This window comes from Egibacter rhizosphaerae (assembly GCF_004322855.1).
In the GTDB taxonomy this organism is placed as follows: Bacteria; Actinomycetota; Nitriliruptoria; order Euzebyales; family Egibacteraceae; genus Egibacter; species Egibacter rhizosphaerae.
Map to the genome: position 1 here is coordinate 3,560,618 of NZ_CP036402.1, position 26,941 is coordinate 3,587,558.

Here is a 26,941-nt window from a genome sequence, read left to right on the forward strand (position 1 = left end):
CCGACGGAAGGGGACTCGGTGACCTCGACCCGACCCGGCGGCGGTGGCAGCTCCCACGGGACCGTCGAAGCCCTCGACCCTCCCCGGGGCCTGCGGACCCCTCGTGTCCTCGTGGGTGGCGGCGCGCTGGCGCGCGTGGGGGAGGAGCTGGATGCGCTCGGCCGCACCCGCGCGCTGCTCGTCGCCGGACGCGACCACCCCGGCAGCACCATCGTTCGCGAGGCTCTGGGCGATCGCGAGGTGGCCCGGATCGCCGACGTGGCGCCCCACGTACCGAGGCGGCGGGCGTCGGAGGCGATCGCCGTGTTCGACGAGTCGGGAGCGGACGCCGTCGTGACCGTTGGTGGCGGATCCGCGACGGGACTCGGCAAGGTGCTCGCGCGCGATCGCGACGTCGCCCTGTTCGCGGTACCGACCACCTATGCGGGTAGCGAGATGACGCCGGTCTGGGGCGAGACGGACGGTGATCGCAAGACGACCGGCCGGGACTGGCGGGTGCTCCCGGCGGTCGTGCTCGCCGACCCCGGGCTGCTCACCACCCTGGACCCGGGGCAGATCGCGACCAGCGGGCTCAACGCCCTCGCGCACGCGGTCGAGGCGCTCTGGGCGCCGGATCGCACGGCGGCGGTGCGAGACGCGAGCCTCGACAGCGCACGCTCGCTGGCCGGAGCCCTGCCGCGCTGCGTGGCCGATCCCACGGACCGCGAGGGACAGGCCGTCGCGCTGCGCGGGGCGCTCCTCGCCGGAGCCTGCCTCGCGAACGCGACGATGGGGATCCACCACAAGGCCTGCCACGTGCTCGGCGGGATGGGCGGCGATCACGCGGCGACCCACGCTGCGCTCCTGCCCCACGTCCTCGCATGGCAGGAGGGTTACGCCGACGCGGTCACTGCCCCGCTCGTCGGGGTGCTCGCGGCCGAGCCCGCCGCGGGCGTGTTCGCCCTCTCGCGCGCGCTCGCAGCGCCCACGTCGCTGCGCGAGGTCGCGGGCCCGGGAGTCGAGCGCATCGAGGAGGTCGTCGCCCACGTGGTGGAGGCCGCCCCTGCCTCACCCCGCCCGGTGACGGAGTCAGGCGTTCGCGAGCTGCTCGAGTCCGCGTACGGGCTCGCCTGACCTCGTCCCGTCCCGGCCGCTGCGCCTGGAGTCGCTCGCCGGCGCCGGCGCCGGCTACGGCGAGAGCCGGGAAGGGGACTCGAACCCCTGACCTGCCGCTTACAAGGCGGCTGCTCTGCCAGCTGAGCTATCCCGGCGTTGATCGGGAAGGGTAGGCCGTCGGTCCACGGACGTGCCAGCCCTCCCACGACTCCCACGAATCCCGACCGGACGTGCAGACGATCCCTACCGACGGTCCCACGTGGTTAGGATCGGGACATGGCAACGGGCGAGCTGACGCGGCTGCAGCGTATCACCTACCGGGTGTGGCTCACCGTGGGGCTCGTCCTGCTCGGCGCGGCGCTGCTGTGGGTGCTGGCGCGCCCGTTGGCGGTCGTCGTCCCCCCACTGCTCGTCGCGCTGATCATCGTCTACCTGCTCAACCCGATCGTCAGCGGGCTGAACAGGATCAAGATCCCGAGGCTGATCGGGACCCTCGTCGCCCTCGCGCTGTTCATCGGCGCGCTCTTCGGGTTGGGGGCGGCGGTGGGCCCGCCCCTCACCGAACAGGTCGGCACGTTCGCCGACGAGCTGCCCGAACTGGGCCAGCAGCTCACCGACAACGCGAACGAGTGGCTGGCCGGGGTGGGCATCGACGTCGGCGTCGACGCGATCGATCCCGCCGCGGCCGCCGAGGAGGCCCAGGAGTTCCTCGCGGACCCCGAGAGCCGGGGCGCCCTGTTCCAGCTCCTGGGCGGGCTCTCGGGGCTGGCGACGGGGGTCGTCACCCTCGGCCTCGCGATCGTCGTAGGACCCTTCATCGCCGCCTACCTGCTGTGGGACCTGCCCCGGGTCCGTCGGTGGGTGCAGGGCCTGTTGCCACCGAGCCATCGCGCCGAGGTCAACAAGGTGGGACGCCAGTTGTCCGAGGTCGTCGGCGGCTACATCCGCGGGCAGCTGATCGTCGCCGCCTACGTCGGGATCGCCACCTCGATCGGGCTGGCGATCGTCGGCCTGCCGTTCTGGCTGGTGCTCGGGGTTGTCGCCGGCGTGACCAACCTCGTCCCGCTCGTGGGGCCGTTCATCGCGGGCGCGCTGGGCGTCGGGATCGCGCTGCTGACCGACGGCGTCGGGCTGGCGCTCGTCGTCGTCGCCGTGATGACGATCGTGCAGCAGGGCGACAACCAGATCGTGTCGCCCCTGGTGATGGGTCGCACCGTCCGGCTGCACCCGCTGGTGGTGCTCCTCGCGCTGCTCGTCGCCGGCACGTTGTACGGGATCTTCGGGCTGATCGTGGCGGTGCCCATCGTCGCGGCCGCGAACGTCCTGGCCGGCCACTTCTGGCGCACCCGCGTCCCCTGGGCGCGTGGCGAGGCGGCATCGCGGAGCGCCGGCAGCGACGACGCGACCCCGGACGATGCGACCCCGGACGACGCGGCTCCGGACGACGCGCCCCCGGGCGAGTGGTCGACCCCTGCCGAGGCCCCCGCGGGGCCGTCACCGGGCGAGGCGGCGCCGATCGAGCACGGCGCCCCCGGCGGTACCGATGCCGGCGAGGTCCCGGCGCGGCCGCCGGTCACCCGGACGCGGAGCACGCCGCCGCAGTAGCTCAGGTGCCTGATTCGGCGCGGACCTCGGCCACCGCGAGCAGCGCCTCGATCGCCTGCGCCACGCCCTCACCCATCGCGCCGGGGGTGACCAGCGCCGGATCCGGTGGCCTTCCGGTGCCGTTGGCCACCACGAAGTAGACCCCCACGGCGCTCGCCATCGAGGCGTCCTCGGGAGAGTCACCGATCGCCGCCGCGGCTTGCGGCGACAGGCCACGGGCCGAGAGGTCCTCGGCCACCGCCACCGACTTCCCGACCCCGTGCGGGCGCAACTGGTACGTCCGGACCGCGCGCCCCGGCCAGCCGTCCGCGGGTCCGTTGTCGGCCAGCTCGGCCCAGCCGAGGCCCGCTCGCCGCAGGACGGCATTGGCGCGGCCGACATCGACGTCGCCGTGCAGCAGGAAGCCCGCTTCGCGACCGGCGTCCCACGGTTCGTAGGGGCGCAGATCGCCCGCGAACGCCTCGAGCAGCGTGGTCACCACCCCCGCCGCCTCGAGCGCGCCGCGGGGCGTGTCCGCCAGCCCTCGGGGGCACTGCCCCCAGGCGTAGGTGACCTCCCCACCGCGGTGGAGCACCCCGCCGGCCTCCCCGATGGCATCGCCGAGGCCGAGCAGCCGGGCGTTCTCGACGACCAGGGCCCGGTGCCGGCCGCTGACCGGCACGACGAGGAGGCCCGCGGCCGCCGCCTCGGCCAACGCGGTGGCGGCCCGAGCGCTGGGGCGGCCGTGCACGTCGTGCAGCAACGACCCGCCGGGGCCGAGCAGCGTGCCGTCGAGGTCGGCGTAGAGCACGCGGACCGTGGGCAGGGCCACGAGACGGGCGGCAGCATCGTCGAGGAAGCTCACGATGGCGCAAGCATGCCATGGGCTCCCGCGCCGGGCCGGCTTGCGGTCGAGCCGTTCGGCTGCCAAGGTTGTCGGTGCCATCGAGAGCGGCTGAGGGAACCGGCCCGTCGACGCCGCCGCAACCACGCGCGCCGCGCGCAGGTGCGAACTCCGGCCCCACGCGAGGGGGTAGATGGCTCGAACGATCCCTCCGTGCCACGGGCCGCGCACCGGACGAGGAGGGATCAACGGATGAGTTTCGTAACCGGGTTGCGCTGTCGCGAATGCGGCAAGGACGCCCCGCTCGCGGCAGTCCACGTCTGCGAGTTCTGCTTCGGGCCGCTCGAGGTCGTCTACGACTACGACGCGATCGCCGGGGTGACGTCGCGGGCGCGGATCGAGAACGGTCCGCGGAGCCTCTGGCGCTACGCGGACCTGCTGCCCGAGCTCCCCGACGCGGCCCCCGGGGACCGCGTCGACCTCGGTGCCGGCCTGACCCCGCTGGTGCCGGCCCCCCGGCTGGGAGCGGCGCTCGGGTTGTCCGACCTGTGGATCAAGAACGACACCGTCAACCCGTCCTACTCGTTCAAGGATCGGGTCGTGACCGTCGCCTTGTCCGCGGCCCGCAGCCTCGGCTTCGAGGTCGCCGCGTGCGCCTCCACGGGCAACCTCGCCAACTCCGTCGCCGCGCACGCCGCGCACGCGGGCATGGACGCCTACCTGTTCATCCCACGGGACCTCGAGGAGACGAAGGTGATCGCGAGTTCGGTCTACGGACCGAACCTCGTGGCGGTGGACGGCACCTACGACGACGTGAACCGGCTCTGTGGTGAGGTCGCGGGCGAGTTCCCGTGGGCGTTCGTCAACGTGAACGTCCGCCCCTACTACGCCGAGGGCTCGAAGACGATCGGCTTCGAGATCGCCGAACAACTGGGCTGGCGACTGCCCGACCACGTGGTCGCGCCCATGGCGTCCGGTTCGATGCTCGTCAAGATCGACAAGGCCTTCAGCGAGCTCACGAAGGTCGGCCTGGTCGACGAGGGGCAGTGGCGGATCTCCGGCGCCCAAGCCAGCGGCTGTGCGCCGATCTCGGCCACCCTCAAGGGCGAGGGCGACGTGATCCGGCCCGTCAAGCCCGACACGATCGCCAAATCGCTCGCGATCGGCACGCCCGCCGACGGCTACTACGCGATCGACGCCGTCCAACGCACGGGCGGCTCGATGGAGGACGTGACCGACGCCGAGGTCGTCGAGGGCATCCGCCTGCTGGCCTCGACCGAGGGGGTCTTCGCCGAGACGGCGGGCGGTGTCACCGTCGCGACCCTGCGCAAGCTCGTCGCGCAGGGGGCGGTCGATCCCGCCGGCCGCACCGTGGCCGTCATCAGCGGGATCGGCCTGAAGACGACCGACGCGATCTCCGGGATGGCTCGCCCGACGTTCGAGATCGGCGCCGGCCTCGGGGACTTCGAGGAGGCGCTGTCCAACGCCGGACGCGGTACCACGCCGCTCGCGTCGGCATGAGCGACGAGCTCATCGGCCCCGTTCATCGGCCCCGCTCATCCGCCCCGCTCATCCGCCCCGTTGTGACCGACCCTGGAAGGAGACGCCCGTGACTGCCACCGTCCGTGTCCCCACCCCGCTGCGCACCGCCACCGACGGTGCGGCCACCGTGGAGGCCGAGGGGACGACCTTGCGTGGGGTCCTCGACGACCTCGAGCGTCAGCATCCCGGGATCGCCGAGCGGCTGCTCGACGACTCCGGGGATCTGCGCCGCTTCGTCAACATCTTCGTCGAGGACGAGGACGTGCGGTTCCAGAACGGCCTGGACATGGCGGTTCCCGACGGCTCGACCGTCTCGATCATCCCCGCCGTCGCGGGCGGGTCGACGGACGACGGCGTGTAGGCGCGGGCAGGGCCCGCTGGACGCCCTAGTAGACGCGGCCGACACCGAGGGCCGCGAGGGCCGTCGCGCCCGCCAGGAGACCGAGCAGGACGAACGCGGCACGGCGGCGCAGGGTGAGCGCGCCGTCGTCGGGCGCGGGTTCGGTCCGTCCGTCACGCCGCGCACGCAAGCGCAGCGGAATCCCCGGGTCGTTCGACGCGAGGACGATCAGTCCGAGCACGGCGACGAGCTGCAGCACCGCAGCGATGAGCAGGACCTCCACCGGCGCCTCCTTGCGCGTTCCGGAACGCGGGGCGGGCCCGCGTCGCACCCCCCAGTATCCCCGCTCGGCCGGCGTTCGGCACCTCCCGTCCGTCCGCCGGGGACGGACGGTGATCGACGCCCTACGAGAAGGGGTGGTCGAGGGTGTCGCGGATGGTGGGGACCGCGGTCGCGAGCACGTCGAGCAGGCGGTGCGGCAACTCGGCGTCGGCCCGTCCGGTGGCCCCGTCGCCGGCGACCGCGGTGACACTGCGGAGCTGTGCGAACGGCACGGACTCGAGCAGGCACGCGTGCGCTGCCGCCGCTCCCTCGCGGGACTCGCCCAGCGCTGCGCCCCAGCGTTGTCGCAGCGTCGCGGCGGTGGCCGCCGTCGTCGTCGCGAGCTCCGAGGTCAGCAGGGGACCGTCCCGGTCCGCTCCGGCATCGCGCAGGGCCTCGGCGACGCGGGGATCGCAGACGAACGACTGGCCGGGCGCGCCGGGTGCGACCCGGAAGCCGAGCTCCGCCGCGTCGGTGAGGCCGTCCCCCTCCCGCTCGGCGCCGAGGTCGGCGTAGGTGTCCACGGTGCCGGATACGACGTCGCCGACCTCGAGGCCACTGTCGGGGTAGGCCAGCAACCCGCCGCACGCGACCACCGCCGTCGGGGGATCGCGCAGCAGCCGCGCGAGCGCGAACGCGGCCGCGGCCCGCCCGAGGCCGACCGCGTGGACCGCCGTGTCCGCACCGGCGAGGTCGCCCCGCTCGCCCGCCAACCCCTCGGTCTCCACCGGCCTCGGGTCGGCGAGGCGTTGCGCGACGCTCGTGGCGGCCGCCGCGCTGCTCGTCACGAGCAGGAGCTCGGGTGGGTGGGACGGCTCCCTGGGCGGATCGGCCACGGCGGCTCCCGGCGTCCGGCGGGTCGGCTAGCCCGTCACGGCGCCGCGCTCGGCGCCCGAGACGGTCTTCGCGTACTTGCCGAGGACCCCGGTGGTGTAGCGCGGTTCGGGGTGCTTCAGCTCGCCGCGCCGGCGGTCGAGCTCGCCGGTGTCGACGTCGAGGTCGAGCCGATGGTCGCGCACGTCGATCGTGACCCGGTCACCGTCGCGCACCAGGGCGATCGGCCCCTCGTCGACCGCCTCGGGTGCCACGTGACCGATGCAGAATCCGTGCGTGCCACCGGAGAACCGACCGTCGGTGATCAGCGCGCAGTCGCCGCCCCTGCCCGCGCCCTTGAGCGCGCCGGTCACCGCGAGCATCTCCCGCATTCCGGGCCCGCCCTTGGGGCCCTCGTAGCGGATGACGAGCACGGTCCCGGGCTGGATCTCGCGGGCGAGGATCGCGTCGAGCGCGTGGGTCTCGTCGTCGAACACCCGGGCGGGCCCGTCGAACCGCATCTGCTCGTCGGTGAGGCCGGCGACCTTCACGACCGCCCCGCGCGGCGCGAGGGAGCCGGAGAGCAGCACGATCCCCCCTTCGGCGTGGAGCGGGTCGCCGAGGGCGTGCACGACCTGCCCGTCGGGTGCCGGCGGGTCGATCGCCTCGAGCTCCTCGCCGATCGTGCGACCGGTGACCGTGAGCGCCTCCCCGTGCAGCAGTCCCTCGTCGAGGAGATGCTTGAGGACCACGGGCACGCCGCCGATCCGGTCGAGGTCGGCCATGTGGAAGCGTCCACCCGGGGTCATGTCCGCGATGTGCGGCACCCGGGCGGCGACGCGGTTGAAGTCCTCGAGCCGGAGGTCCACCCGGGCCTCGTGGGCGATGGCGAGCAGGTGCAGCACCGCGTTGGTCGAGCCACCCAGCGCGTTGACGACCGCGATCGCGTTCTCGAAGGCCTCCGGGGTGAGGATCTGCCGCGGGCGCACGCCCGATTCGAGGAGGCGCATCACGGCATCGCCCGAGGCCCGCGCGTCGTCGTCGCGCCGGCGGTCGACGGCGGGCGGGGAGGCCGAGCCCGGCAGCGACATGCCGAGCGCCTCGCTGACCGCGGCCATGGTGTTGGCGGTGAACATGCCCGCGCAGGCGCCTTCGGTGGGGCAGGCGCGGCGCTCGATCTCGCCCAGCTCGTCCTCGCTCATGGTGCCGGCCGCACAGGCACCGACGGCCTCGAACACGCTGGTGATGTCGAGTGCCTGGTCACGGTAGCGCCCGGGCAGGATCGACCCCGCGTAGATGAACACGCTGGGCAGGTCGAGGCGCGCCGCGGCCATGATCATCCCGGGCAGGCTCTTGTCGCAGCCCGCGAGCGTGACGAGCGCGTCGAGCCGCTCGGCGTGCATCACGGTCTCGACCGAGTCCGCGATCACCTCGCGGGACACCAGCGAGGCGCGCATGCCCTCGTGGCCCATGCTGATGCCGTCGCTGACCGCGATCGTGTTGAACTCGAGGGGAAACCCGCCGGTGCGCGACACGCCGTCCTTCGCGGCCTTCGCGAGCCGGTCGAGCGGGAGGTTGCACGGGGTGACCTCGTTCCACGAGCTCGCGACGCCGACCTGCGGCTTGGCGAAGTCCTCGTCGGTCATCCCGACCGCCCGCAGCATGGCGCGCGCGGGCGCGCGACGCTGACCCTCGGTGACGTCGGTGGAGCGGGGACGATCCACAACAGCTCCCTCGTGAGGCGGCACGGATACGGGAGTCACTGTGTCCCACGCGTCCCCCGCGTGCAAGCCGCCGGCTCAGTCGTGCGGCCCGACCGTCGACTGCGCGCCGCCCGCGCCGACGGCGAGGTCGTGGCTGATCGCCTCGGCCGCGTCCCGCAGCGCGGGCAGCAGCCGGTCGCGCATCTCGTCCACGCTCGTGCGGGTCGCGTTGGCGGAGACGTTGGCCGCCGCCACCACCCGACCGGATCCGTCGCGCACGGGGGCAGCGATCGAGCGCAGACCCTCCTCGAGCTCCTGGTCGACCAGGGCGTAGCCCTGCTCGCGGACCGCTGCGAGCTCGGCCCGCAACCGCTGCGGATCGGTGATGGTCCGGTCGGTGAGCGGGACGAGCTTGGTGTCGACCAGCCGGCGGTCGAGCTCCTCGCCGGAGAGGTGGGCGAGCAGGACGCGGCCCATGGATGTGGCGTGCGCGGGGAAGCGGGTCCCCACGTCGATGCGGACGGTCATGATCCGCGAGGTCGCGACCCGCGCGACGTAGACGACCTCGTCGCCGTCGAGGACCGAGACCGAGGTGGATTCGCGGACCGTGCTGGCCAGACGTTCGAGGTGGGGGTGGGCGAGCTCGGGCAGGGTCAGGCTGGACAGATACGCATAGCCGAGCTCGAGGATCCGCGGGGTGAGCGCGAACCGCCCCTGACGCTGACGCACGTACCCGAGGTCGACGAGCGTGATGAGGAACCGGCGGGCGGCGGCGCGCGTGAGCCCGGTGGCCCGCGCGACGTCGCTCAGCGTCATCTCGGGCTGGTCGGCGTCGAACGCCCGGATCACCGAGAGGCCGCGCGCGAGGGACTGCACGTACCCGCTGGGATGCTCGGGGTCCGTGGGCTCGTCCGCCGACGCGGGGTTTGGGAGGCCGTCGGGGTCAGTCTCCTCGGGGGTGCTCGTCATGCGGTGCGTCCTTCCCCTGGGTCGCCGCCTCGAGACCGAGATCGGCGAGGGTGCGCTGTGCCACCCCGAAGGCGACGTTAGCCGCGGGGATCCCGGCGTACAGGCCCGCGTGGAGGAGGACCTCCGCGATCTCCTCGGCGGTCACGCCCCCCGCGACCGCGGCGCGCACGTGCATGGCGAGTTCGTCCTCGTAGCCGAGCGCGGTCATCAGGGCGAGGGTGAGCAGGCTGCGTGTGCGACGATCGAGGCCGGGGCGTGCCCAGACCTCGGCCCATGCGGCGCGGGTCGCGTACTCCTGGAACGGTGCGGAGAACCGCGTCGCGTTCGCCGTCGCTCGGTCCACGTGGGCGTCGCCCAGCACGCTGCGCCGCACCCGCATGCCGCGGTCCCACTGCGGGTCGCGGGTTTCGGCGGCGGCCGACTCCCCACCCGCGGGGGCGCGGGCCGCGGGCGCGTCGGCCGACGGGATGGGGTGAGCGTCGAGGTGGGCGCGCAGCAGCCGCCCCACCGTCTCGGGTTGCTCGACGCTGGCGAGGTGCGCCGCGTGGTCGACCACCTCGAGCTGCGCGTCGGGGATCCCCGCCGCCAGCCGCTCGCCGTCGGCGGGCGGCGTCGCGGGGTCGTCGGCCCCGGCGACGACGAGCGTAGCGGCCTCGATCCGGGAGAGATCGGGGCGCAGGTCCATCGCGGCGATCGCTTCGCAGCAACCGGCGTAGCCCTCGTCGTCCGTCGCGCCGATCATCGCCGCCAGCCACGCGAGGCGAGCCGGGTCAGCGGTCTGCGCGGCTGGGGTGAGCCAGCGCGAGGCGACGGCGGCGGCCAGGCTCGCGGTCCCCTGCGTGCGGGCCGTGGTCGCGCGTTGCGTCCAGGAATCCGCCGGTTCGAGCCTGGCGGCGGTGCACAGGAGCGCGAGGCTGCTCACCCGCTCGGGGGCTCGTGCGGCCGCGCGGATCGCGGCCATCGCGCCCAGCGAGACGCCCCCCAGGTGAGCGCGCTCGATCCCCAGCTCGTCGAGCGCGCCGAGCAGGTCACCGGCGAGGTCGTCGACGGTGTAGGGGCCGGGGGGCGCGGGCGAGCCGCCGTGCCCGCGCAGATCGACCCGCACGACCCGGTAGGCGTCGGTGAGGGCGGGCAGCAGCGGTTCCCACATCGCTCGGGTGCTGCCCAGCGAGCCGGCGAGCAGCAGCACCGGCGCGTCGGCCGGCCCGTCGACGGTGCGATGCAGCGTGACGCGGTGCATCAGAGGTCGAAGAACGCGGTCGCGTCCCCGCCCTGCAGCACGAGATCGAGCGCGTAGCCGTCAGCGGTGGGGCTGGCCAGCAACGTGACGCGCTCGGCCTCGCCCAGTCGGGTGAGGACCGGGTCGCTGGCGTTCGCCTCCGGCTCGTCGGCGAAGTAGCAACGGGTGATCACGCGGTCGAGCAGGCCGCGGGCGAAGAGCCCGATCGCGATGTGCGGCGCCTGCCATCCGCCGTCGGGGGCCGGCACCGCTCCGGGCTTGACGGTGCGGATCGCGTACCGGCCCTCCCCGTCGGTGTCGCAGCGCCCGAACCCTCGGAAGCCCGGCGGGCGTCGGCCGGGCTCGCGCGGGTCGTCGGGATGAGCGAAGCGGCCGTCCGGGTCGGCCTGCCACGTCTCGACGAGCGCGTCGGGGACGGGTGCGCCGTCGCCGTCGCGGACCTGCCCCGAGAGCCAGAAGGCTCCCGCCGTGCCCTCGGGCACGGCGTTGGGCCCGTCGGGCCAGGGCAGGCCCAGGTGCAGGTACGGGCCCACGGTCTGGGAGGGCGTGAGCCCCGTCGGCTCCCCGAGTCCCGGTGACGGGGTCGGCCCGTAGTCGAACGTGTCGGTCACCGTCTACGCCTCCGGCTCGTCGTCGGGATCCCGCGGCGTGGTGTCGCGCCCGCGCAGCACGATGTCCCACTCGTAGGCGAGCGCCCACTCCGGCACCGTCTCGGAGAGGTCGAACCGGGCGATCATGCGGCTGCGCGCCTTGGGATCGGGCACGGAGTTCATGATCGGATCCTGGTAGAACAACGGATCGCCGGGAAAGTACATCTGGGTCACGATCCGTTGCATGAACGAGCGTCCGATCAGCGAGAAGTGGATGTGCGCCGGACGCCACGCGTTGTCGTGGTTGCCCCACGGGTAGGCGCCCGGCTTGATCGAGACGAACCGGTAGCGCCCCTCGTCGTCGGTGACGCATCGCCCCGCCCCGGTGAAGTTCGGGTCCAGGGGCGCCGGGTGGCGATCGCGGTCGTGGTGATAGCGCCCCCCGGCATTGGCCTGCCAGACCTCGACGAGCGCGCCGCGCACCGGCCGGCCGTCCTCCTCGAGGACCCGACCGTGCACGATGATCCGCTCGCCGAGCGGCTCGTCGGCGTGCTGCCGGGTGAGGTCCGCGTCGAGGTCGCGGACGATCGCCTCGCCGTAGACCGGCCCGGTGATCTCGGTCAGGGTCTGGGGCATCCCGTCGAGGCGCCGGGACGGAGCGCGCCGCGGCGTCGAGCGGTAGTCGGGGAACAGCAGCGGGGGATGGACGCCGTCCGGCCGCGGGTAGCGGGGCAGCAGGATCTCGCTCTCGCTCATCGCGCGCTCCCTTCGAGGACGACCGCCAGCCCCTGGCCGACGCCGATGCAGATGGCCGCGAGCCCGTAGCCGCCGCCCTGCCGGGCCAACTCGTGCGCGAGGGTCCCGATGACGCGCGCCCCCGACGCCCCGAGCGGGTGGCCGATCGCGATCGCCCCGCCGTTGGGGTTCACGATCTCGGGGTCGAGCCCCCGCCAGTCGGCGATGCAGGCCAGCGACTGTGACGCGAACGCCTCGTTCAGCTCGACCGCCGCGAGGTCCCCCCAGGCGAGCCCGGCCCGTTCCAGCGCGATCTCCGCCGCCCGCACCGGGCCGATCCCGAACACGTCGGGGTCCACCGCGGACACGCCGCGGCTCACGACACGCGCGAGCGGTGGCCCCAGCCGATCGGCCGTCTCGGCGTCCCCGAGGAGCAGGGCCGCAGCGCCGTCGTTCATGGGGGAGGCGTTGCCGGCCGTGACGGTGCCGCCCGGGCGGAAGACCGGGCCCAGCTTGCCGAGCTTCTCGAGGGAGGTGTCGCGACGGACACCCTCGTCCTCGGTGAGCTCGGTCCCCGGAACAGGGACGACCTCGGCGTCGTAGCGGCCGGCGTCCCAGGCAGCGGCCGCGCGCTCGTGGCTCTTCAGTGCGAAGGCGTCCTGGGCCTCCCGGCTCAGGTCGTACTGCTCCGCAAGCAGGTCGGCGCTCTCGCCCAGCGAGATCGTCCATTGCTCGGGCATCTGCGGGTTCACCATCCGCCAGCCGAGCGTCGTCGAGTGCAGCGTCTCGTGGCCGCGAGGGAAGGCGCGCTCGGGCTTCTCGAGCACCCACGGTGCGCGACTCATCGACTCGACACCGCCCGTGACGACCAGCCGCGCGTCGCCGGTCGCGATCGCACGGTTGGCGGCGATGATCGCCTCCATCCCCGATCCGCAGAGCCGGTTGAACGTCGCTCCCGGGACGCTGGTCGGCAGGCCCGCGAGCAGCGCGGCCATGCGCGCGACGTTGCGGTTGTCCTCGCCCGCCCCGTTCGCGTTGCCGAACAGCACGTCGTCGATGTCGGCGGGGTCGAGCGCCGCACGGCGCCCCACCACGGTCGCGACCACGTAGGCGGCCAGGTCGTCGGGTCTGGTACCGGCCAGCTCGCCCCCGTAGCGCCCGAACGGCGTCCGGACGGCGTCCAGGACGTAGGTCTCGGTGAGGGCGGTCATGTACGCACTCCTGGTGCGGAGGGTGTGGACTCGACCGCCTCGGCGGTCGCGGCCTCGAGCGCCCGGAGCACCTCGAGCTCGGTCGCGGTCGGCTCCGGGCTCGTGTCCAGGTCGTCGGCGACGGCGAGCTCCCATCCGGTCGCGGCGCGCGCCTCCTCGGCGGTGACGCCCGGGTGCACTCGGGTGAGCGTGAGCTCGCGCGTACCGGGATCCGGCTCCAGGACGCCGTGATCGGTGATGACCATGGTCGGGCCGCGGCCCCGCACGCCCAGCCGTTCGCGGTCGCCGGCCCCCCGGCCGTACCCGAGCGAGGTCACGAAGTCGAGCTCGGGCACGAACGAGCGCGCCGTTTGGCGCACGACGACGATGACCTCGCCACAGCTCGCCGCGATCTCCGGGGCACCACCGGCGCCCGGGAGCCGCACCTTGGGGTCGTCGTAGTCGCCGATCACGGTCGTGTTGATGTTGCCGAAGCGGTCGAGTTGGGCGGCGCCGAGGAACCCGATGTCGATGCGGCCGGGCTGCAGCCAATAGTTGAAGATCTCCGGGACGCTGACGACGCTGTCGGCGGTCTCGGCGAGGATGCCGTCGCCGATCGAGAGCGGCAGCGTGGCCGGCTTCGCGCCGATCGTGCCCGATTCGTAGATCAGCACGAGGCCGGGGGCGTGGGTGCGGCGCGCGAGGTTCGACGCCTTGCTCGGCAACCCGATCCCCACGAAGCAAGCCGTGTCGTTGGCCAGTGCCCGCGAGGCCGCGACGGTCATCATCTCGTCCGCGGTCCAGTCCCGCTGGCTGCCCTGCTCGGTGCTCACCGCTCACCCCGTTCGCCGGCGGGCTCGTCGTCCAGGGACACGCCGAGCTCGTCGCGGAGCCAGTCGCCGAAGGTCGACCGATCCCGGCTGATCGCGTCCCATGCGACGTAGGCCTGGTTGTCGCGGTCGTAATAGTCCTGTGCGTAGGAGGGGTGGGCGCCGCCCGGAACCGGAGCGACGGCCGTCATCGCCCACGAGGGCAGGACCAGGTCGCCCGTCACCCGCTCGAACCGGTCGACGACCTCCTCGACGGTCACGAGCGAACGGTCGCTGGCGAGCACGACCTCCTTCTGGATCCCGGTGATGCCCCAGAGTTGCACGTTGCCGTCACGGTCGGCCCGCTGGGCGTGGACGATGCCCACGTCGGGGTTGATCGCCGGGACCGCGGTGACCTCCTCGCCGGTGAAGGGGCAGGCCACCGTCGCGATCGTGTCGGTGTGCGCGGCGAGGTCGGTGCCGCTGTAGCCGCGCAGGACCGCGAACGGCAGCCCGGAGGCGCCGGCGACGTAGCGGTTGGCCATGCCCGCGTGGCTGTGTTCCTCGAGCTCGAGCGGTCGCGGCCAGTCGTGCTCGACCGCGTCGCGGAAGCGGTGCAGCGAGCCGACGCCCGGGTTCCCGCCCCAGCTGAACACGAGACGCCGCGCACAGCCGGCGCCGATCAGCTGGTCGTAGACGATGTCGGGCGTCATGCGGACGAGGGTGAGATCCCGCCGACGCTGCCGGATCAGCTCGTGGCCGGCGGCGACGGGGATGAGGTGCGTGAAGCCCTCCAAGGCGACGGTGTCCCCGTCGCCGACGAGCTCGGCGACGCCCTCCGAGAGGCTCGTGATCTGTGCCATCCCACTCCCGCGGGGAGGGGCTCGGCGCGAGAGCCGCCCTCCCCACCGTCAACTGTTCGTCATACGTACGATCGTTCTTCTGGCGAACAGTAGCTGCGGGCGGGGGCCCCGTCAAGCGAGGGCCCGCCGTGCGGCGGGCCCTCGCGGTCTGGGGCGAGCGTGCCGTGCACGCTAGCCCCAGACGTCCTCGGCGACGTCGATCAGCATCCGCAGCTTGGCCCACTGCTGGTCGTGGGTCAGGTCGTTGCCCTCGACAGTCGACGAGAAGCCGCACTGCGGGGAGATGCAGATCTGGTCGAGCGGCACGAACTTCGATGCCTCCTCGATGCGGCGCTTGATGGCGTCGGGATCCTCGAGCTCGCCGCTCTTGCTCGTGACGAGCCCGAGCACGACGTACTTGCCCTCGGGCACGTAGCGCAGGGGCTCGAATCCCCCCGACCGCGCGTCGTCGTACTCGAGGAAGAAGCCGTCCACGTCGAGCTCGCTGAACAGGGCCTCCGCGACGAAGTCGTAACTGCCCTCCGCGGCCCAGGAGGACCGGAAGTTGCCCCGACACATGTGCGTGGTGACGGTCATGTCGCTCGGCTTGTCCGCGATGGCGGCGTTGATCTGGCGAATGTAGCGCAGGTGCTGGGTGTCCGGGTCGCCACCGCGTTCGGCGAGCTCCCGCCGCTGCTCGGGATCGTTGAGGTAGGCGAGGCTCACGTCGTCGAGCTGCAGGTAGCGGCAGCCGAGCTCGTAGACCGCCGCGAGCTGCTCGGCGTACACGGCGCTGAGGTCGTGCCAGAACTCCTCGATGTCGGGATACACGTCAGGGTCGATGGCCGCCTGCCCGCCGCGGTAGTGCACCATGCTGGGTGAGGGGATCGTGAGCTTGGGCACCGCCGTGCGCACCTGCTCCGCGAGGTACGAGAAGTGCTCCCCGAAGATCGGGTACGCCAGGTGCAGCTTCTCGGCGACGTAGGGGGCCGAGGGCGTGAACTCGATGGACCGGTGCTCGTTGCGGAACTTCACCGCGAGGTCGCTGTCGACCCGCGTGATCCCACCGAGCTGGTAGATGAAGTCCATGTGCCACGACGCGCGGCGGAACTCGCCGTCGGTGGCCGCGGCCAGGCCCGTCCGCTCCTGGGCGGCGACCACCTCGGTGATCGCACGGTCCTCGATCTCCTTGAGCTTCGGGTCGTCGATCTCTTCGGCCGCGTGCTGCTCGCGGGCCTGCATCAGCTCCGTCGGCCGCAGCAGGCTGCCGACGTGGTCGGCGCGGAACGGGGGCTTGTTACCGAGTGACATGCCGTCCTCCCTGGTCGGTTGGCGCGTGGGGCGTCCCGCCCCACGCCACGGGCGGTCTCGGGCGGTCTGGCGGCGAGGGCGAGTCCCGGGCCTTGCCGACCTCCTGCGTGTCGGGCATGAGGATCAGCGATCCGCCCGGCACCGAGGCGCGGAGCCGCTCGTCGGTGAGCGCGAGCTCGAGGTTGCGGCGCGCGATGCGGGCGTGCTCACGCCCCAGCTGTTCGGCGCGGGCGCCCTCGCCCCGTTCGATGGCCTCCACGATCGCGCGGTGGTGCTCCTGCGCGACGACGAGGACACGGTGGGATTCCGGCAGCTCGGCCTCGGTGTGCACGAAGGCGCTGGGGGAGGCGAAGGGCAACGCCGCCGCGTGCTCCAGTGCGCGGCGCAGGACCGAGCTGCGGGCCATGTCCAGCAACAGCGCGTGGAACGCCTCGTTCCGGTCGACGTAGGCGAGGAAGTCGTCGAACTCGAGGCCTCCGAGCCGCACGATCTCGTCGAGTTCGGTGACCAGCTCGTGTGCTCGCTGCACATCGGCTGGTCTCGGGCCGCGCTCGGCCGCCAGCCGCGCGGCGTTGCCCTCGAGGAGCCCGCGAAGCTCGATCGCGTCGATCACCTCGGTGAACGTGAAGGATCGGACGACGAACCCCGATGTCGCGTGGGCCTCGAGCAGCCCCTCGTGAGCCAGGGCGGTCAGCGCGAGCCGCAGCGGGGTGCGGGAGACCCCGAGGCGCTCGACGAGGGGCAGCTCGCTCACCCGCTCGCCGGGTTCGAACTCCCCGGCGAGGATCAGTTCGCGCAGCCCCAACTGGGCGCGGAGCTGCTGCGAGGGTCGCTGGTCCCGCTCCTCGGGGCCGCGGCCGGTCGCGGCGGTCATCTCGCCGACCCCAGCTGCCCGTGCTCCGGTGGGACGTCGTCCATGCAAGCCTCCGAGGTGGGCACGTCCGGCGACGCCGAATGAGCATACGGTGACCCGGATCCTGCATGCAACGCTGGCAGTGGGTGGTGCCACGATGCCCCGTACGGCGGGAAGTCAGCGCCGTGTCGGCGGAGTCCTGCATGCAGTGAGGGGGATGAACGGGTGATGATGCATGCAGCCCGTGTGAGGTCGCGGCCTGACGCCGCGCCCGGACGGCGGGCCGCTCGGATACGACCGGGCCCGTTGCGTCCCCTCGACTTCTCGGTGACAATCGTCTGCGTACGCGATGCGAACGGATGTGCGCTGTTAGTCCGCTGCGGCTAGAGTCCTCGGTCGAGAGGCGCCGGGCCGCGAGTCCGGCCTGCTCCTATCCGGACCCCTGCCGGAGGCGGGACGGTGGACCGGGTCGTCCGGGCGCTGCAATTGTCGGTGAGCCCGTCCACGCGGGTGGCCGGTCGATGAGGAGGGTGGATCCCATGCGTAGCTCGAGAGCCCCGTTGCCCCTGCTGCTCCTGTCGGTACTCGCCTTGCTGCTCCTGGCGGCGTGCGAGGAGGACGTCGACGACGAGGAGGTCGACGACGACCCCGAGGAGGACGTCGAGGACGATCCGGACGAGGACGACGACGAGCCGGACGAGGACGACGAGCCGGACGAGGACGACGAGCCGGACGAGGACGACGAGCCGGACGAGGAAGCCGAGGACACCGACGACGTGGACGCGGAGGCGGCCGAGGGGCCGGACGTCGAGATCACACTGGCGCACCCCTTCCCCGCCGAGCATCCGATGGCGGTGAACATGCTCGATCCGTGGATGGAGGACGTGGAGGAGCGCACCGGGGGGACGGTCACGTTCGATGTCCAGCCCGGTGGCGCGTTGTCGCCGCCGGACGAGGTGTACGAGAACGCCGCGGCCGGCGCCTTCGACATGGGCTGGGCGCTGCACGGCTACACGCCGGGTCGCTTCCCGATCACGCGCCTGGTGGAGTTGCCCTTCGTCTGGGACAGCGCGGAGGACGCCACCGACGGGCTGTGGGACCTCTACGAGGAGTTCCCCGAGTTCCAGGAGGAGTTCGACGACACCCAGGTCATCGCCCTGTGGGTGCACGACATCGGGGATCTGTTCACCACGGAGCAGCCGGTCGAGTCACCGTCCGATCTCGAGGGCCTCGAGCTCCGCGCCCCCGGGCCGGAGCAGAGCAACCTCGTCGAGGCGCTCGGCGGGGACGCGCAGGGCCTGCCCGCGCCCGAGTTGTTCGACGCCCTCGACGGCGGGGTGATCGACGGCCTGATGATCGCGAACTCCGGGCTGAACAGCTTCGATCTCTGGCCGACCCTCGAGTACGCGACCGTCGGCAGCTTCTACGTGGGTGCGCAGTACGCGGTCATGAACCAGGGCACCTGGGAGGAGCTGTCGGCCGAGCAGCAGCAGGTCATCGAGGAGACCAGCGGTCGGGAGCTGTCGCTGACCGGCGCGCGCGCCTACGACGAGATCTACGAGGACGTGCAGGCCAGCTTCGAGGAGGAGGGCCTGGAGGTGACCGAGCTCGAGGGCGACGAGCTCGACGAGTGGATCGAGGCCACCGACGAGGTCCCCGACGAGTGGATGCAGGACCAGGACCCCGACGTGCCGGCCGAGGAGATGTACGAGCGTCTCCTCGAGATCAGCGGCCAGTAGGGTCGGCGACGTCGGCCGGCCGGTGCAGCGCGCGCCGGCCGGCCGATCGCCCCTGAGCGCGCCCCTGCCGCGCACCGGCAGGGGTGCGATGATGCCGACACTCGGAGAGCGGAACGGCCATGGACCGCTTCGTACGCGGCTCGGACCTCATCAACCGCGGCCTGCACTACATCGCCGCGAGCATCCTGCTGGTCTTGATGCTGATGATCGCGACGAACATCGTCGGGCGGTGGGGTCTCGGGTTCGGGGTTCCGGGCACGGTCGAGCTGACCCAGTTGGCGATGACCGGGCTCGTCTTCTTCGGCATGGCCTACGCCGAGAACCGTGGCGACCACGTGACGATCGACCTCGCCTACCTGAAGATGCCGCGGCCGGTGCAGCGTGCGACCGACGTCTTCGCGTCGCTGCTCACGATCGTCGTGCTCGCGCTGGTCGCGTGGCAGCTCAACGTGTACCGCCAAGGGCTCGTTGACACCGGACGCGAGACGAACACCCTCGGCATCCCGCTTCACCCCGTCGCGTGGCTGGCCGTGCTCGGTATCGTCGCGTACGGCCTCGCGGTGATCTCGACCTGGATCGAGCGATCGCGCCGCGGTGCCACCGACGACGAGTCGGGCGGCCCGGACGACGGTGAGGCCGACTCGGGCGGGGGAGTGTGACCGTGGAGAGCGAACTCGTCGGCCTGCTGGGTTTCCTGGCCCTGATCCTCCTGCTCGTGCTCCGGGTCCCGGTCGGGATCGCGATGATCGCCGTCGCGATGGCCGGCTACGCCCTCATCGTGAGCCCGGACGCCGCCCTCGCGCGGCTCGGCGGTGACGTCTTCAGCGGGGCCGCGAGCTACACGCTGAGCGTGATCCCCCTGTTCATCCTGATGGGCCTACTGCTCGCCCGCGCCGAGCTCGGCAAGGACCTCTACGACCTGTTCAATACCGCCCTGTGGCGCGTCCGCGGGGGTCTCGGCCTCGCCACGGTGGCGGCCTCGAGCGGGTTCGGCTCGGTGAGCGGCAGCGCCGTGGCCTCCGCCTCGACGATGTCGGTGGTCGCGATCCCCGAGATGCGCCGCTACGGCTACGACGACGGCCTCGCGGCCGCCTGCACGGCGGTCGGTGGGACGCTCGGGACCCTGATCCCGCCGAGTGCCGTCCTCGTCCTGTACGGGATCCTCACCGAGGAGTCCATCGGCCAGATCCTCATCGGCGGGATCGTGCCGGGCATCATGACCACGTTGCTGCTCATGGTCACGGCGCTCGTCATCGTCTGGTGGCGGCCCGAGCTCGCGCCGGCGGTGCCCGAGCGACTCGGGCCCGGGGTCGTCCGGATGCTGCTGCGCGTCTGGGCCGTCCCGGTGATCTTCGGCCTCAGCATGGGCGGCATCTACTTCGGGGTCTTCACCCCGACGGAGGCGGGCGCGGCGGGCGCCTCCATGGCCTTCGTCTACAGCATCGCGACCCGCCGGCTGGGATGGAGCGGCGTCTGGGACGCGGCGAGCCAGGCAATCCGGATCAGCGCGATGATCTTCCTCATCATCATCGCCGGCCAGATCTTCGGGTTCTTCCTCTCGGCTACCGGGATCCCGCAGGCCATGGGCTCGTTCGTCGGCGACCTCGCGGTCGCTCCCTGGGTCGTGGCCACCATGGTCTTCGCCGTGTACTTCCTGCTCGGCGCACTGATGGACGAGATCGCGATCCTCGTCATCATGACGCCGATCACGTACCCGGTGATGCTGCAGCTCGGCTACGACCCGATCTGGTTCGGCGTGCTGACGGTGATGATGCTGCTGTCCGGGCTCCTCACCCCGCCCGTCGGGCTCGTCACGTTCGTGGTGGGCGGAATCAGTGACATCCCGCTCGGCAAGATCTTCAAGGCCGTCGCGCCGTTCTGGCTCGCGCTCATCGCGGCGGTGCTGCTCGTGATCGCCTTCCCGGACATCGTGCTCTTCCTGCCCGGGCTGATGTACTGACCACCCGGCAGGGCCCGCGGCCGCGAGGGGTGTCAGCGCACCGGCGCGTCGACGGTGACCCGGGTGGTGAGCTTGCTGCGGCAGAGCGCGTGCAGGAAGCAGGTGCGCTCGCCCGTGTCGAGCACCGTGCGGGCGAACTCGTCGCCCTCGGGAGTTTCGAGGGCCACGTGGGTCTCGACCGGGTGCGCGAGCCCTCGGTGCTCGGGGGCGGCGGTCGGGGAGAGCTGCAGGTCCTGAACGACCTGATAGGCGTCGAGCTGCTTGCGGGCGATCGTCGCGTACCGGCCCAGCTGGGTCATGAAGCAGAAGGCGAGGCCGGCGGCCACGTACGTCGCCGCGTCCGGGGCGCGGGGCGAGGTGGTCGGCTCGCTGGAACCGCTCGGCTCGGCCTCGCCCGACCCGGCCTCGTCCGACCACAGGGTGTACGCGGAGCCGATTGGCTGGAACAGCTCCTGCTCGACGCGCTTGGTGCCGTCGGCTTCCAGCGTGCACGTGCCCCGTACGTGCAGGGTGCGGCTCTGGTCCGCCTGAAGGCTCGACCCCGCCGCGCCCGGCACGCCGCTGACCTCGTCGGCGGGGGTCCGCATCCGCACGAGCTGCGCGTCGCCCGGGCCCGCGGCGCGGGCGGCCTCGTACGGTCCGAGCGCGGTCGCGTCGGCCAGCGCCTCGACCGTGCCGACGCGGCCGACCGGCACGGGCTCGCCGTTGCAGATGAGCGAGAACCGGCTCGTGAGCGCGTCCTCCACCAGGCCGCGCACCGGCGACGACGCGACGGCGGCGGCGAGCGCCTCCTCGACCGCGTCGGAGGTTGCGTCGCTGTCCACACGGGCTTCCACGTGGGGGTCGAGCGCGCCACCGATCATGGTCCCGGTCCCGCGTAGCGCCGAGCCCTCCAACGTGTACCGGTTGTCGAGGACGAGCTCGACGTCGTGCAGGGTGATCCCGCGGGCCCGTGCAACGGTGCGCAACTCCTCCATGTAGGAGGCCACCATGCCCGTAGTCATGAAGGCGAGCGGGCAGGGCGCCCGGTCGTGTCCCGCCAGGTAGGGACCCTCGTCGCTGACCAGCCGCCACACGTGCCCGGTCGCGCCCGAGAGCACGACCGCCTCCTTCTGCATGCCCGCCAGGGTCCGGGCCCAGGTGCGAACCGGTTGGCCCCGGTAGTCGGCCGGCGGGGGCACGCCGAGCTCCGCGCCGGTGCCCGCGTGGAAGTACCGGGGGAGTCGCTCGGGTCCGAGGACATCGTCAGTGACGTCCATAACCGTTCCCTTCTCACCCGGTCGCGTGGCCGCGGGGCGGGCCGGCTCAGAGCTCGCGCAGCGAGGGCTCCTCATCGGACCGAATGATCGTCGGCAGCCCCACGTAGAACTCCGCGAGGCTGGTCGCGGCGGCTCGCGAGCCGGTCACGTAGTCGAGTTGGGCGCGCTGCACACGGCGGAAGAAGCCGTCGGGGTCGTTGGGGAAGGTGTGCAGCATGTGGGTCATCCAGGTCGAGAAGTGCTGGACCTTCCAGACGCGCTTGAGCGCGGTTTCCGAGTAGCGGTCGAGCAGGTCGGTGCGGCCGTCGGCGTACCAGGCCGCGAGCCCGTCCGCGAGCACGCGGACGTCGGCGACCGCGAGGTTCAGCCCCTTCGCGCCCGTCGGCGGGACGATGTGTGCGGCATCGCCGGCGAGGTAGAGGCGCCCGTGCTGCATGGGCTCGGTCACGAACCCCCGCATCGGGGTGATCGCCTTCTCGACGATCGGTCCTTGTTTGAGCGTCCAGCCCGCGCGGGCCATGCGCGTCTGCAGCTCCGCCCAGATCGCCTCGTCCGGCCACTGCTCGATGTCGTCGCCAGGATCGCACTGGACGTACAGGCGGCTGAGCTCGGGCGAGCGGAGGCTGTGCAGCGCGAACCCGCGCTCGTGCCACGTGTAGATGAGCTCGTCGGTCGAGGGGGGCACCTCGGCGGTGATCCCCAGCCACCCGAACGGGTAGTCGTGGACCCGTTCCCGGTAGGCGTGGTCGGGCATCGCGGCGCGGCTGATGCCGTGGAAGCCGTCACACCCGGCAACGACGTCGCAGGCGAGCTCGTGCTCCTCCCCGTCCTGGGTGAAGCGGATCACCGCCTCGTCGCTGTCGATGCCGGAGATGGACGTGGCCTCCGCCTCGAAGAGCACCGTCCCCCCATCGGCGAGGCGGTGGGCGATCAGGTCCTTCACGACCTCCTGCTGGCCGTAGACCATGATGCGCCGACCGGTGAGCTCGGTGAGGGGGATCCGGGTGCCGTGGCCGTCGACCCGGAGCTCGAGCCCCTCGTGGACGAGGCCCTCTCGCTGCATCCGGTCCCCGACGCCCGTCTCGATCAGTACGTCGACCGTGTCGTGCTCGAGCACGCCGGCGCGGATGCGGGCCTCGACGTACTCGCGGCTGCGGTTCTCCAGCACGACGGACTCGATGCCCTGCAGGGCGAGGAGGTGGCTGAGCAGGAGCCCCGCGGGTCCTGCACCGACGATGCCGACCTGGGTTCTCATCGGGTTCCTCTCCTCCCGGCCCGACCTGGTCCTCGTGGTGCGTGCGGCCGATACGCTGACGGGTCGACGGTACGCCGGACCGCCAATTGTGTTCGCGATACGAACGACTGTTCTCTGAACGCACGCTACCACCTCTGCCGTTCCGGTCAACACGCGCAGGAACGTGGTGTGCGTGGTGGGCCGCCTTGGGGCGGGCGGCTTCGAGGCCTCGCCGCCGCGGCACTGTCCGCCCGCCTCACCCGGTCGCGGAGGCGTGGATCCGGCGGAGGCCGAGCGCCGCGGCGGCGAGGACGACGAGGCCCGCGGCGGTGGCGGCCACGACCGGCGGATGGCCCACGGCCGCCGCTGCGGCCGCCGCGGCGAGCAGTAGCGCTGCCGCCCCGAGCAGCTCGGCGCTGGCGATGGGCACCAGGAGGGCGCGACTGACCTCGCCTTCGGCGACGGCTTCGGCGGGCACGATCGAGATCACCAACGGCAGGCCGCCCATGCCGACGCCCCCCACCAGGAACAGCAGGGCGGCGACCGCCCTCGGCCGCGGACGGGACGCCGAGGTCGGCGGCGATGAGCGTGACGAGGTACAGCGGCGCGAGCCGATCGAAGAACACCGCCCCGTAGCAGAGGAAGAGCCCGGCGACGATCGGGACCTCGCGAGGTGCGCCGACCGAGCGGGGGCAGGTCACGATCCGCGGCTGTGCGCTGTGCGTACAATCGTAACCGTGGCGCACATGCGCGAGACCGTACGAACCTCGGCGTCGCCCGTCAAGCTCGACCCGGACGGGCATCGTGGTCGGCGACGGACGGCCAGGCGTGTCAATGCGTACCTCCGTGGGGGATCATGCGGTTATGGTGCTCATGCAGTGGCGGCGCATCCCACGCGATGACCCCGCCGATCCCCACGGGATCGGTGACCTGCTGCGCCGCGCGTACGAGGCCATCGGTGGCCCGCCCCTCACGGGCACCCGCTTCCTGCACGACGCGGGTGAGATGCTCGCGTCGACGCGCGAGATCGAGGCCGCGGTGTCGGGGGTCGACACGGCGCTCTACGTCGGGTTCCAGCGGGGCGAGAAACTCGACACCGAGCGCGACATCTACCGTGATCTCGTGGCCGGCGGTACGCACGTCACCGCGTTCGGGGCCGGGCAGCCGCGGCTCGCCCTCGAGGTCGACTGGGTCCCCCTCGAGGAGGACCCCCTGGCGCTCGAGAACCAGTGGTACCTGCTGACCAGCTCGCCCGAGCCGGTCGCCTTCGTCGGCTTCGAGACCAGTCCCGAGCCCCTGCAGTCGACCGGGCGCGCCGGGGATCCGGGCAAGACGTGGGAGGGCTTCGTCTCCGGCGACAAGCGGCTCGTGGACGCGATCATCGAGCATCTCGAGCGGCTCAAGGCGGCGGCCTGACCGGTCCGGGTGGCTGACCCGCCGCGGGCGGCTGACCCGCCGCGGGCGGGGATTCGCTACGCTGACGTCGTCGATGGTGAGCCTTCCCCCGCCCCTCGAGAGCGACGCCGACGTGCCGGCCTTCGCCGCAGCGCTCGGCGTCGAAGGGCTCGTGGACCTGCACGTGCACTTCATGCCGCAGCGGGTGCTCGAGAAGGTCTGGGCCTTCTTCGACCGGGTCGAGGATCCCGGCCCGTGGCCCATCCAGTACCGGGAGGACGAAGCCAGCCGTCTCGCGCGCCTGCGGGCGATGGGCCTTCGGGCCTGGACCGCGCTGAACTACCCGCACAAGCCGGGGATGGCCGAGTGGCTCAACGCCTACAGCGCGGAGCTGGCGGCCGCACACCCCGAGGTGGTGCACTCCGCCACCTTCTACCCGGAGCCGGAAGCCGACCGTTACGTCGGCGAGGCGCTCGAGCAGGGTGCACGGGTGTTCAAGGTGCACCTGCAGGTCGGGGGTTACGACCCGCGGCACCCGTGTCTCGCGCCGGTGTGGCGACGGTTGGAGTTCGCCGGGGTGCCGGTCGTCGTCCACTGCGGGTCAGGGCCCCAGCCGGGGGCGTACACCGGGCCCGGACCGTTCGGTGAGGTGCTCGCCGCCCACCCGGAGCTCGTGGCGGTCATCGCGCACATGGGCGGCCCCGAGTACCGGGAGTTCCTCGACCTGGCCCTCGCCTACCCGCGGGTGCACCTGGACACGACGATGACGTTCACCGACTTCATGGAGGGCACGCTCGGCTCCGCCTACCCACTGGAGCTGCGGGACCGGCTCGCCGACGTGCCCGAACGCGTGGTGCTGGGAACCGACTTCCCCAACATCCCCCATCGCTACGCCCACCAGCTCGAGGCGCTGCGCCGACTCCACCTCGGCCCCGCATGGCTGCGGGCGGTCTGCCACGACAACCCGGCGCGGCTGCTCGGCCTCGCCTCCACGTGAGGTGCGCCGGTGCGAGGTCACTGCCCCCTCGCTTCCACGTGAGGTGCGCCGGTGCGAGGTCACTGCCCCCTCGCTTCCACGTGAGGTGCGCCGGTGCGAGGTCACTGGCTCGCACCGCCCTCCGGGCGGGCACCGTCAGCGAGGCGCGGTGACCGCGCGCGGTCGCAGGAGGCTGCCCTGGGTGTACTGCTCCAGGGCGTGGGCGATCCAGCCGGCGCTGCGACCGATGGCGAACAGGGCCTCGCCCGCGCCGGGTGCCATGCTGCCCAGCGCGCTGACGGCCGCGAGCGCGAGGTCGATGTTGGGCGGAGGCAGTCCCCGGTCCGCGGCGGCGGTGCGCACGGCCTGTACGCGCGCGAGCCGCGGGTCGTCGGCTGCTGCGTCGCTCGCCAGCTCGAGCAGCCGGCTCGCCCGCGGATCGCCGCCGGGGTAGAGCGGCATGCCGAAGCCGGGCGTCTCCTGCCGGCCCCGCATCAGCTCGCCGAGCCGGTGCGGCGCCTCGCCGGGGTCGGCCATCGCGGCGAACATCCCCTCGAGGGGTCGGGAGGCGCCACCGTGTCGGGGCCCGCTCACCGCCGCGAGGCCGGCGGCCACCGCCGCGTAGGGGTCGCAGCCGGTGGAGGCGGCCGCTCGCACGGCCACGGTCGAGGGGGCGAGCTCGTGGTCGGCGAGCAGGACCAAGGCCGCGTCGACGAGGTCTCCGGTCGCGCTCGCCGCCCCGTCACCCGCCAGGCGGGCGGCGATCTCGTCGGCGAGGCGCCCGCTGACCGTGTCGGGCGCCTCGCCTCCCGGCGCGGGCGTCTCGTGCTCCGGTGTGAGCGCCTCGCCTCCCGGCGCGGGCGTCTCGTGCTCCGGTGTGAGCGCCTCGCCTCCCGGCACGAGCGCGGTCGGCAGGGCAGCGAGCAGCCGACGGGCGGCGGTGCGCACGGCGTCGGGGCGCAGGTCCCCCCGGAAAGGGTCGGCCGTGGCGAGTGCGGTGGTGGCCAGGGCGAGGCGGTCGCGCGGTGTGGCGTGGGCGCCCGCTCCGGCCGCGGCCTCACGGCATAGCTCGCGCGAGGCCGGCGTGGCGGGCCAGGTCGGCGCCGACCGAGGCAGCGTGCCGGTCCACAGCAGTTCGGCGACCGCCTCGAACGGCTGCGCGCCGGCCAGCGTGGCCGCGTCGTGCCCGCGGTAGGCGACGGTGACCCCGTCGATCCAGGTGAGGTCCGAGTAGATGGCGACCTCGACCGCGTCGGCGCGCGTGCGCTGGCCGCCGCGCCCGCTGGCGGCCAGTCGGGTGACCGCGTCGAGGGGGAAGCGACTCCGACCGTGCGCGTCGCGGCGTCGTTCGATCCGGCCGCGGCTCACGTACGCGTACAGGGTCTGTGGTTTCACCCCGAGCCGGCGGCAGGCCTCGTCGGAGGGAACCCAGCGATCGCCGTCCACCAGGTCGCCGTCGCCCGTCGCGTCGCTGTCGCCCATCCCGTCGCTCGCGCCCGTCGCGTCGCTGTCGCCCGTCGCGTCGCTGTCGCCCGTCGCGTCGCTGTCGCCCATCCCCTCGCCGCTCCCTCCGGCCCACGATATTGAACATTGATCG

Annotated in this window: 26 protein-coding genes, 1 tRNA gene and 1 riboswitch; of the genes, 9 read left to right on the forward strand and 18 right to left on the reverse strand. The window is 72.8% G+C overall.

Annotated features, from left to right (window positions below):
- Positions 1-18 precede the first annotated feature (18 nt).
- Entirely contained in the window at positions 19-1,113 is a 1,095-nt protein-coding gene (locus tag ER308_RS16340) for an iron-containing alcohol dehydrogenase (protein ID WP_131155982.1), read from the forward strand.
- A gap of 64 nt (positions 1,114-1,177) precedes the next feature.
- Here ER308_RS16340 and ER308_RS16345 read toward each other — a convergent pair.
- A tRNA-Thr gene (locus ER308_RS16345) sits at positions 1,178-1,250 on the reverse strand.
- Positions 1,251-1,371: 121 nt separating this feature from the next.
- Between ER308_RS16345 and ER308_RS16350 the strand changes: the two genes are divergently transcribed.
- Positions 1,372-2,700 carry an AI-2E family transporter gene (locus ER308_RS16350; protein ID WP_131155983.1) on the forward strand — a complete coding sequence of 443 codons (1,329 nt, stop codon included), beginning with the start codon at positions 1,372-1,374 and terminating at the stop codon, positions 2,698-2,700.
- Between the two features lies 1 nt (position 2,701).
- Here ER308_RS16350 and ER308_RS16355 read toward each other — a convergent pair whose 3' ends face one another.
- Positions 2,702-3,544 (reverse strand): HAD family hydrolase, encoded by an 843-nt coding sequence (locus tag ER308_RS16355; RefSeq protein WP_131155984.1) that lies wholly within the window; start codon positions 3,542-3,544, stop codon positions 2,702-2,704.
- Positions 3,545-3,618: 74 nt separating this feature from the next.
- A riboswitch (SAM riboswitch) is annotated at positions 3,619-3,723 on the forward strand.
- 52 nt (positions 3,724-3,775) lie between these two features.
- Between ER308_RS16355 and thrC the strand changes: the two genes are divergently transcribed.
- Together thrC and ER308_RS16365 are read left to right on the forward strand one after the other, a co-directional pair.
- Entirely contained in the window at positions 3,776-5,044 is a 1,269-nt protein-coding gene (gene thrC, locus ER308_RS16360) for a threonine synthase (protein WP_131155985.1), read from the forward strand.
- An 88-nt stretch (positions 5,045-5,132) separates the two neighbouring features.
- Positions 5,133-5,426 (forward strand): MoaD/ThiS family protein, encoded by a 294-nt coding sequence (locus ER308_RS16365; RefSeq protein WP_131155986.1) that lies wholly within the window; start codon positions 5,133-5,135, stop codon positions 5,424-5,426.
- A gap of 25 nt (positions 5,427-5,451) precedes the next feature.
- On the opposite strand, the gene ER308_RS16370 is transcribed toward ER308_RS16365, so the two are convergent.
- The 12 genes from ER308_RS16370 to ER308_RS16425 all read right to left on the reverse strand — a co-directional run bounded on the left by ER308_RS16370 (position 5,452) and on the right by ER308_RS16425 (position 16,802).
- Complete coding sequence (locus ER308_RS16370; protein ID WP_131155987.1) at positions 5,452-5,688, reverse strand: hypothetical protein; 237 nt, start codon at positions 5,686-5,688, stop codon at positions 5,452-5,454.
- Between the two features lie 121 nt (positions 5,689-5,809).
- Entirely contained in the window at positions 5,810-6,562 is a 753-nt protein-coding gene (locus ER308_RS16375; RefSeq protein WP_131155988.1) for a phosphorylase family protein, read from the reverse strand.
- A gap of 27 nt (positions 6,563-6,589) precedes the next feature.
- On the reverse strand, positions 6,590-8,263 hold the full coding sequence (gene ilvD / locus ER308_RS16380; protein WP_205745671.1) for a dihydroxy-acid dehydratase: 1,674 nt from the start codon (positions 8,261-8,263) through the stop codon (positions 6,590-6,592).
- A 75-nt stretch (positions 8,264-8,338) separates the two neighbouring features.
- Positions 8,339-9,211 (reverse strand): IclR family transcriptional regulator domain-containing protein, encoded by an 873-nt coding sequence (locus ER308_RS16385; protein ID WP_131155990.1) that lies wholly within the window; start codon positions 9,209-9,211, stop codon positions 8,339-8,341.
- Positions 9,186-10,451, reverse strand: a complete 1,266-nt coding sequence (gene pcaDC / locus ER308_RS16390) for a bifunctional 3-oxoadipate enol-lactonase/4-carboxymuconolactone decarboxylase PcaDC (RefSeq protein ID WP_131155991.1) — start codon at positions 10,449-10,451, stop codon at positions 9,186-9,188. The genes ER308_RS16385 and pcaDC overlap by 26 nt, the downstream gene beginning before the upstream one ends.
- Positions 10,451-11,062, reverse strand: a complete 612-nt coding sequence (gene pcaG / locus ER308_RS16395) for a protocatechuate 3,4-dioxygenase subunit alpha (RefSeq protein ID WP_131155992.1) — start codon at positions 11,060-11,062, stop codon at positions 10,451-10,453. Before pcaG ends, pcaDC begins: the two co-directional genes overlap by 1 nt.
- Positions 11,063-11,065: 3 nt before the next feature.
- Positions 11,066-11,797: a protocatechuate 3,4-dioxygenase subunit beta gene (gene pcaH / locus ER308_RS16400; RefSeq protein ID WP_131155993.1), complete on the reverse strand. Its 732-nt coding sequence runs from the start codon at positions 11,795-11,797 to the stop codon at positions 11,066-11,068.
- Positions 11,794-12,987 carry a thiolase family protein gene (locus ER308_RS16405; RefSeq protein WP_131155994.1) on the reverse strand — a complete coding sequence of 398 codons (1,194 nt, stop codon included), beginning with the start codon at positions 12,985-12,987 and terminating at the stop codon, positions 11,794-11,796. The genes pcaH and ER308_RS16405 overlap by 4 nt, the downstream gene beginning before the upstream one ends.
- A complete protein-coding gene (locus tag ER308_RS16410) occupies positions 12,984-13,754 on the reverse strand; it encodes a CoA-transferase subunit beta (RefSeq protein WP_131157062.1) in 771 nt (256 codons plus the stop codon). The genes ER308_RS16405 and ER308_RS16410 overlap by 4 nt, the downstream gene beginning before the upstream one ends.
- A gap of 41 nt (positions 13,755-13,795) precedes the next feature.
- A complete protein-coding gene (locus ER308_RS16415; RefSeq protein WP_131155995.1) occupies positions 13,796-14,638 on the reverse strand; it encodes a CoA transferase subunit A in 843 nt (280 codons plus the stop codon).
- Positions 14,639-14,809: 171 nt separating this feature from the next.
- The gene (locus ER308_RS16420) at positions 14,810-15,928 is read right to left on the reverse strand and encodes a 5-methyltetrahydropteroyltriglutamate--homocysteine S-methyltransferase (RefSeq protein ID WP_131155996.1); all 1,119 of its coding nucleotides are present in this window, start codon (positions 15,926-15,928) and stop codon (positions 14,810-14,812) included.
- On the reverse strand, positions 15,915-16,802 hold the full coding sequence (locus tag ER308_RS16425) for a GntR family transcriptional regulator (RefSeq protein WP_131155997.1): 888 nt from the start codon (positions 16,800-16,802) through the stop codon (positions 15,915-15,917). The genes ER308_RS16420 and ER308_RS16425 overlap by 14 nt, the downstream gene beginning before the upstream one ends.
- Before the next feature lie 518 nt (positions 16,803-17,320).
- Here ER308_RS16425 and ER308_RS16435 point away from each other — a divergent pair.
- The 3 genes from ER308_RS16435 to ER308_RS16445 all read left to right on the forward strand — a co-directional run bounded on the left by ER308_RS16435 (position 17,321) and on the right by ER308_RS16445 (position 20,480).
- Complete coding sequence (locus ER308_RS16435; protein WP_165492178.1) at positions 17,321-18,520, forward strand: TRAP transporter substrate-binding protein; 1,200 nt, start codon at positions 17,321-17,323, stop codon at positions 18,518-18,520.
- Positions 18,521-18,639: 119 nt separating this feature from the next.
- Positions 18,640-19,179: a TRAP transporter small permease gene (locus tag ER308_RS16440; protein ID WP_131155999.1), complete on the forward strand. Its 540-nt coding sequence runs from the start codon at positions 18,640-18,642 to the stop codon at positions 19,177-19,179.
- Positions 19,180-19,181: 2 nt separating this feature from the next.
- Entirely contained in the window at positions 19,182-20,480 is a 1,299-nt protein-coding gene (locus tag ER308_RS16445; protein ID WP_165492179.1) for a TRAP transporter large permease, read from the forward strand.
- Positions 20,481-20,512: 32 nt separating this feature from the next.
- On the opposite strand, the gene ER308_RS16450 is transcribed toward ER308_RS16445, so the two are convergent.
- The 3 genes from ER308_RS16450 to ER308_RS16460 form a co-directional block, all read right to left on the reverse strand.
- A complete protein-coding gene (locus ER308_RS16450; protein ID WP_165492180.1) occupies positions 20,513-21,739 on the reverse strand; it encodes an OsmC family protein in 1,227 nt (408 codons plus the stop codon).
- 46 nt (positions 21,740-21,785) lie between these two features.
- Entirely contained in the window at positions 21,786-22,994 is a 1,209-nt protein-coding gene (locus ER308_RS16455) for a 4-hydroxybenzoate 3-monooxygenase (RefSeq protein ID WP_131156002.1), read from the reverse strand.
- Between the two features lie 235 nt (positions 22,995-23,229).
- A complete protein-coding gene (locus ER308_RS16460; protein WP_131156003.1) occupies positions 23,230-23,496 on the reverse strand; it encodes a hypothetical protein in 267 nt (88 codons plus the stop codon).
- 341 nt (positions 23,497-23,837) lie between these two features.
- Here ER308_RS16460 and ER308_RS16465 point away from each other — a divergent pair, with 341 nt between their 5' ends.
- A complete protein-coding gene (locus ER308_RS16465) occupies positions 23,838-24,389 on the forward strand; it encodes a hypothetical protein (protein WP_131156004.1) in 552 nt (183 codons plus the stop codon).
- A gap of 73 nt (positions 24,390-24,462) precedes the next feature.
- Complete coding sequence (locus tag ER308_RS16470) at positions 24,463-25,365, forward strand: amidohydrolase family protein (RefSeq protein ID WP_131156005.1); 903 nt, start codon at positions 24,463-24,465, stop codon at positions 25,363-25,365.
- A 135-nt stretch (positions 25,366-25,500) separates the two neighbouring features.
- Here ER308_RS16470 and ER308_RS16475 read toward each other — a convergent pair whose 3' ends face one another.
- Complete coding sequence (locus ER308_RS16475; RefSeq protein ID WP_131156006.1) at positions 25,501-26,898, reverse strand: citrate synthase; 1,398 nt, start codon at positions 26,896-26,898, stop codon at positions 25,501-25,503.
- Between the last annotated feature and the right edge of the window lie 43 nt (positions 26,899-26,941).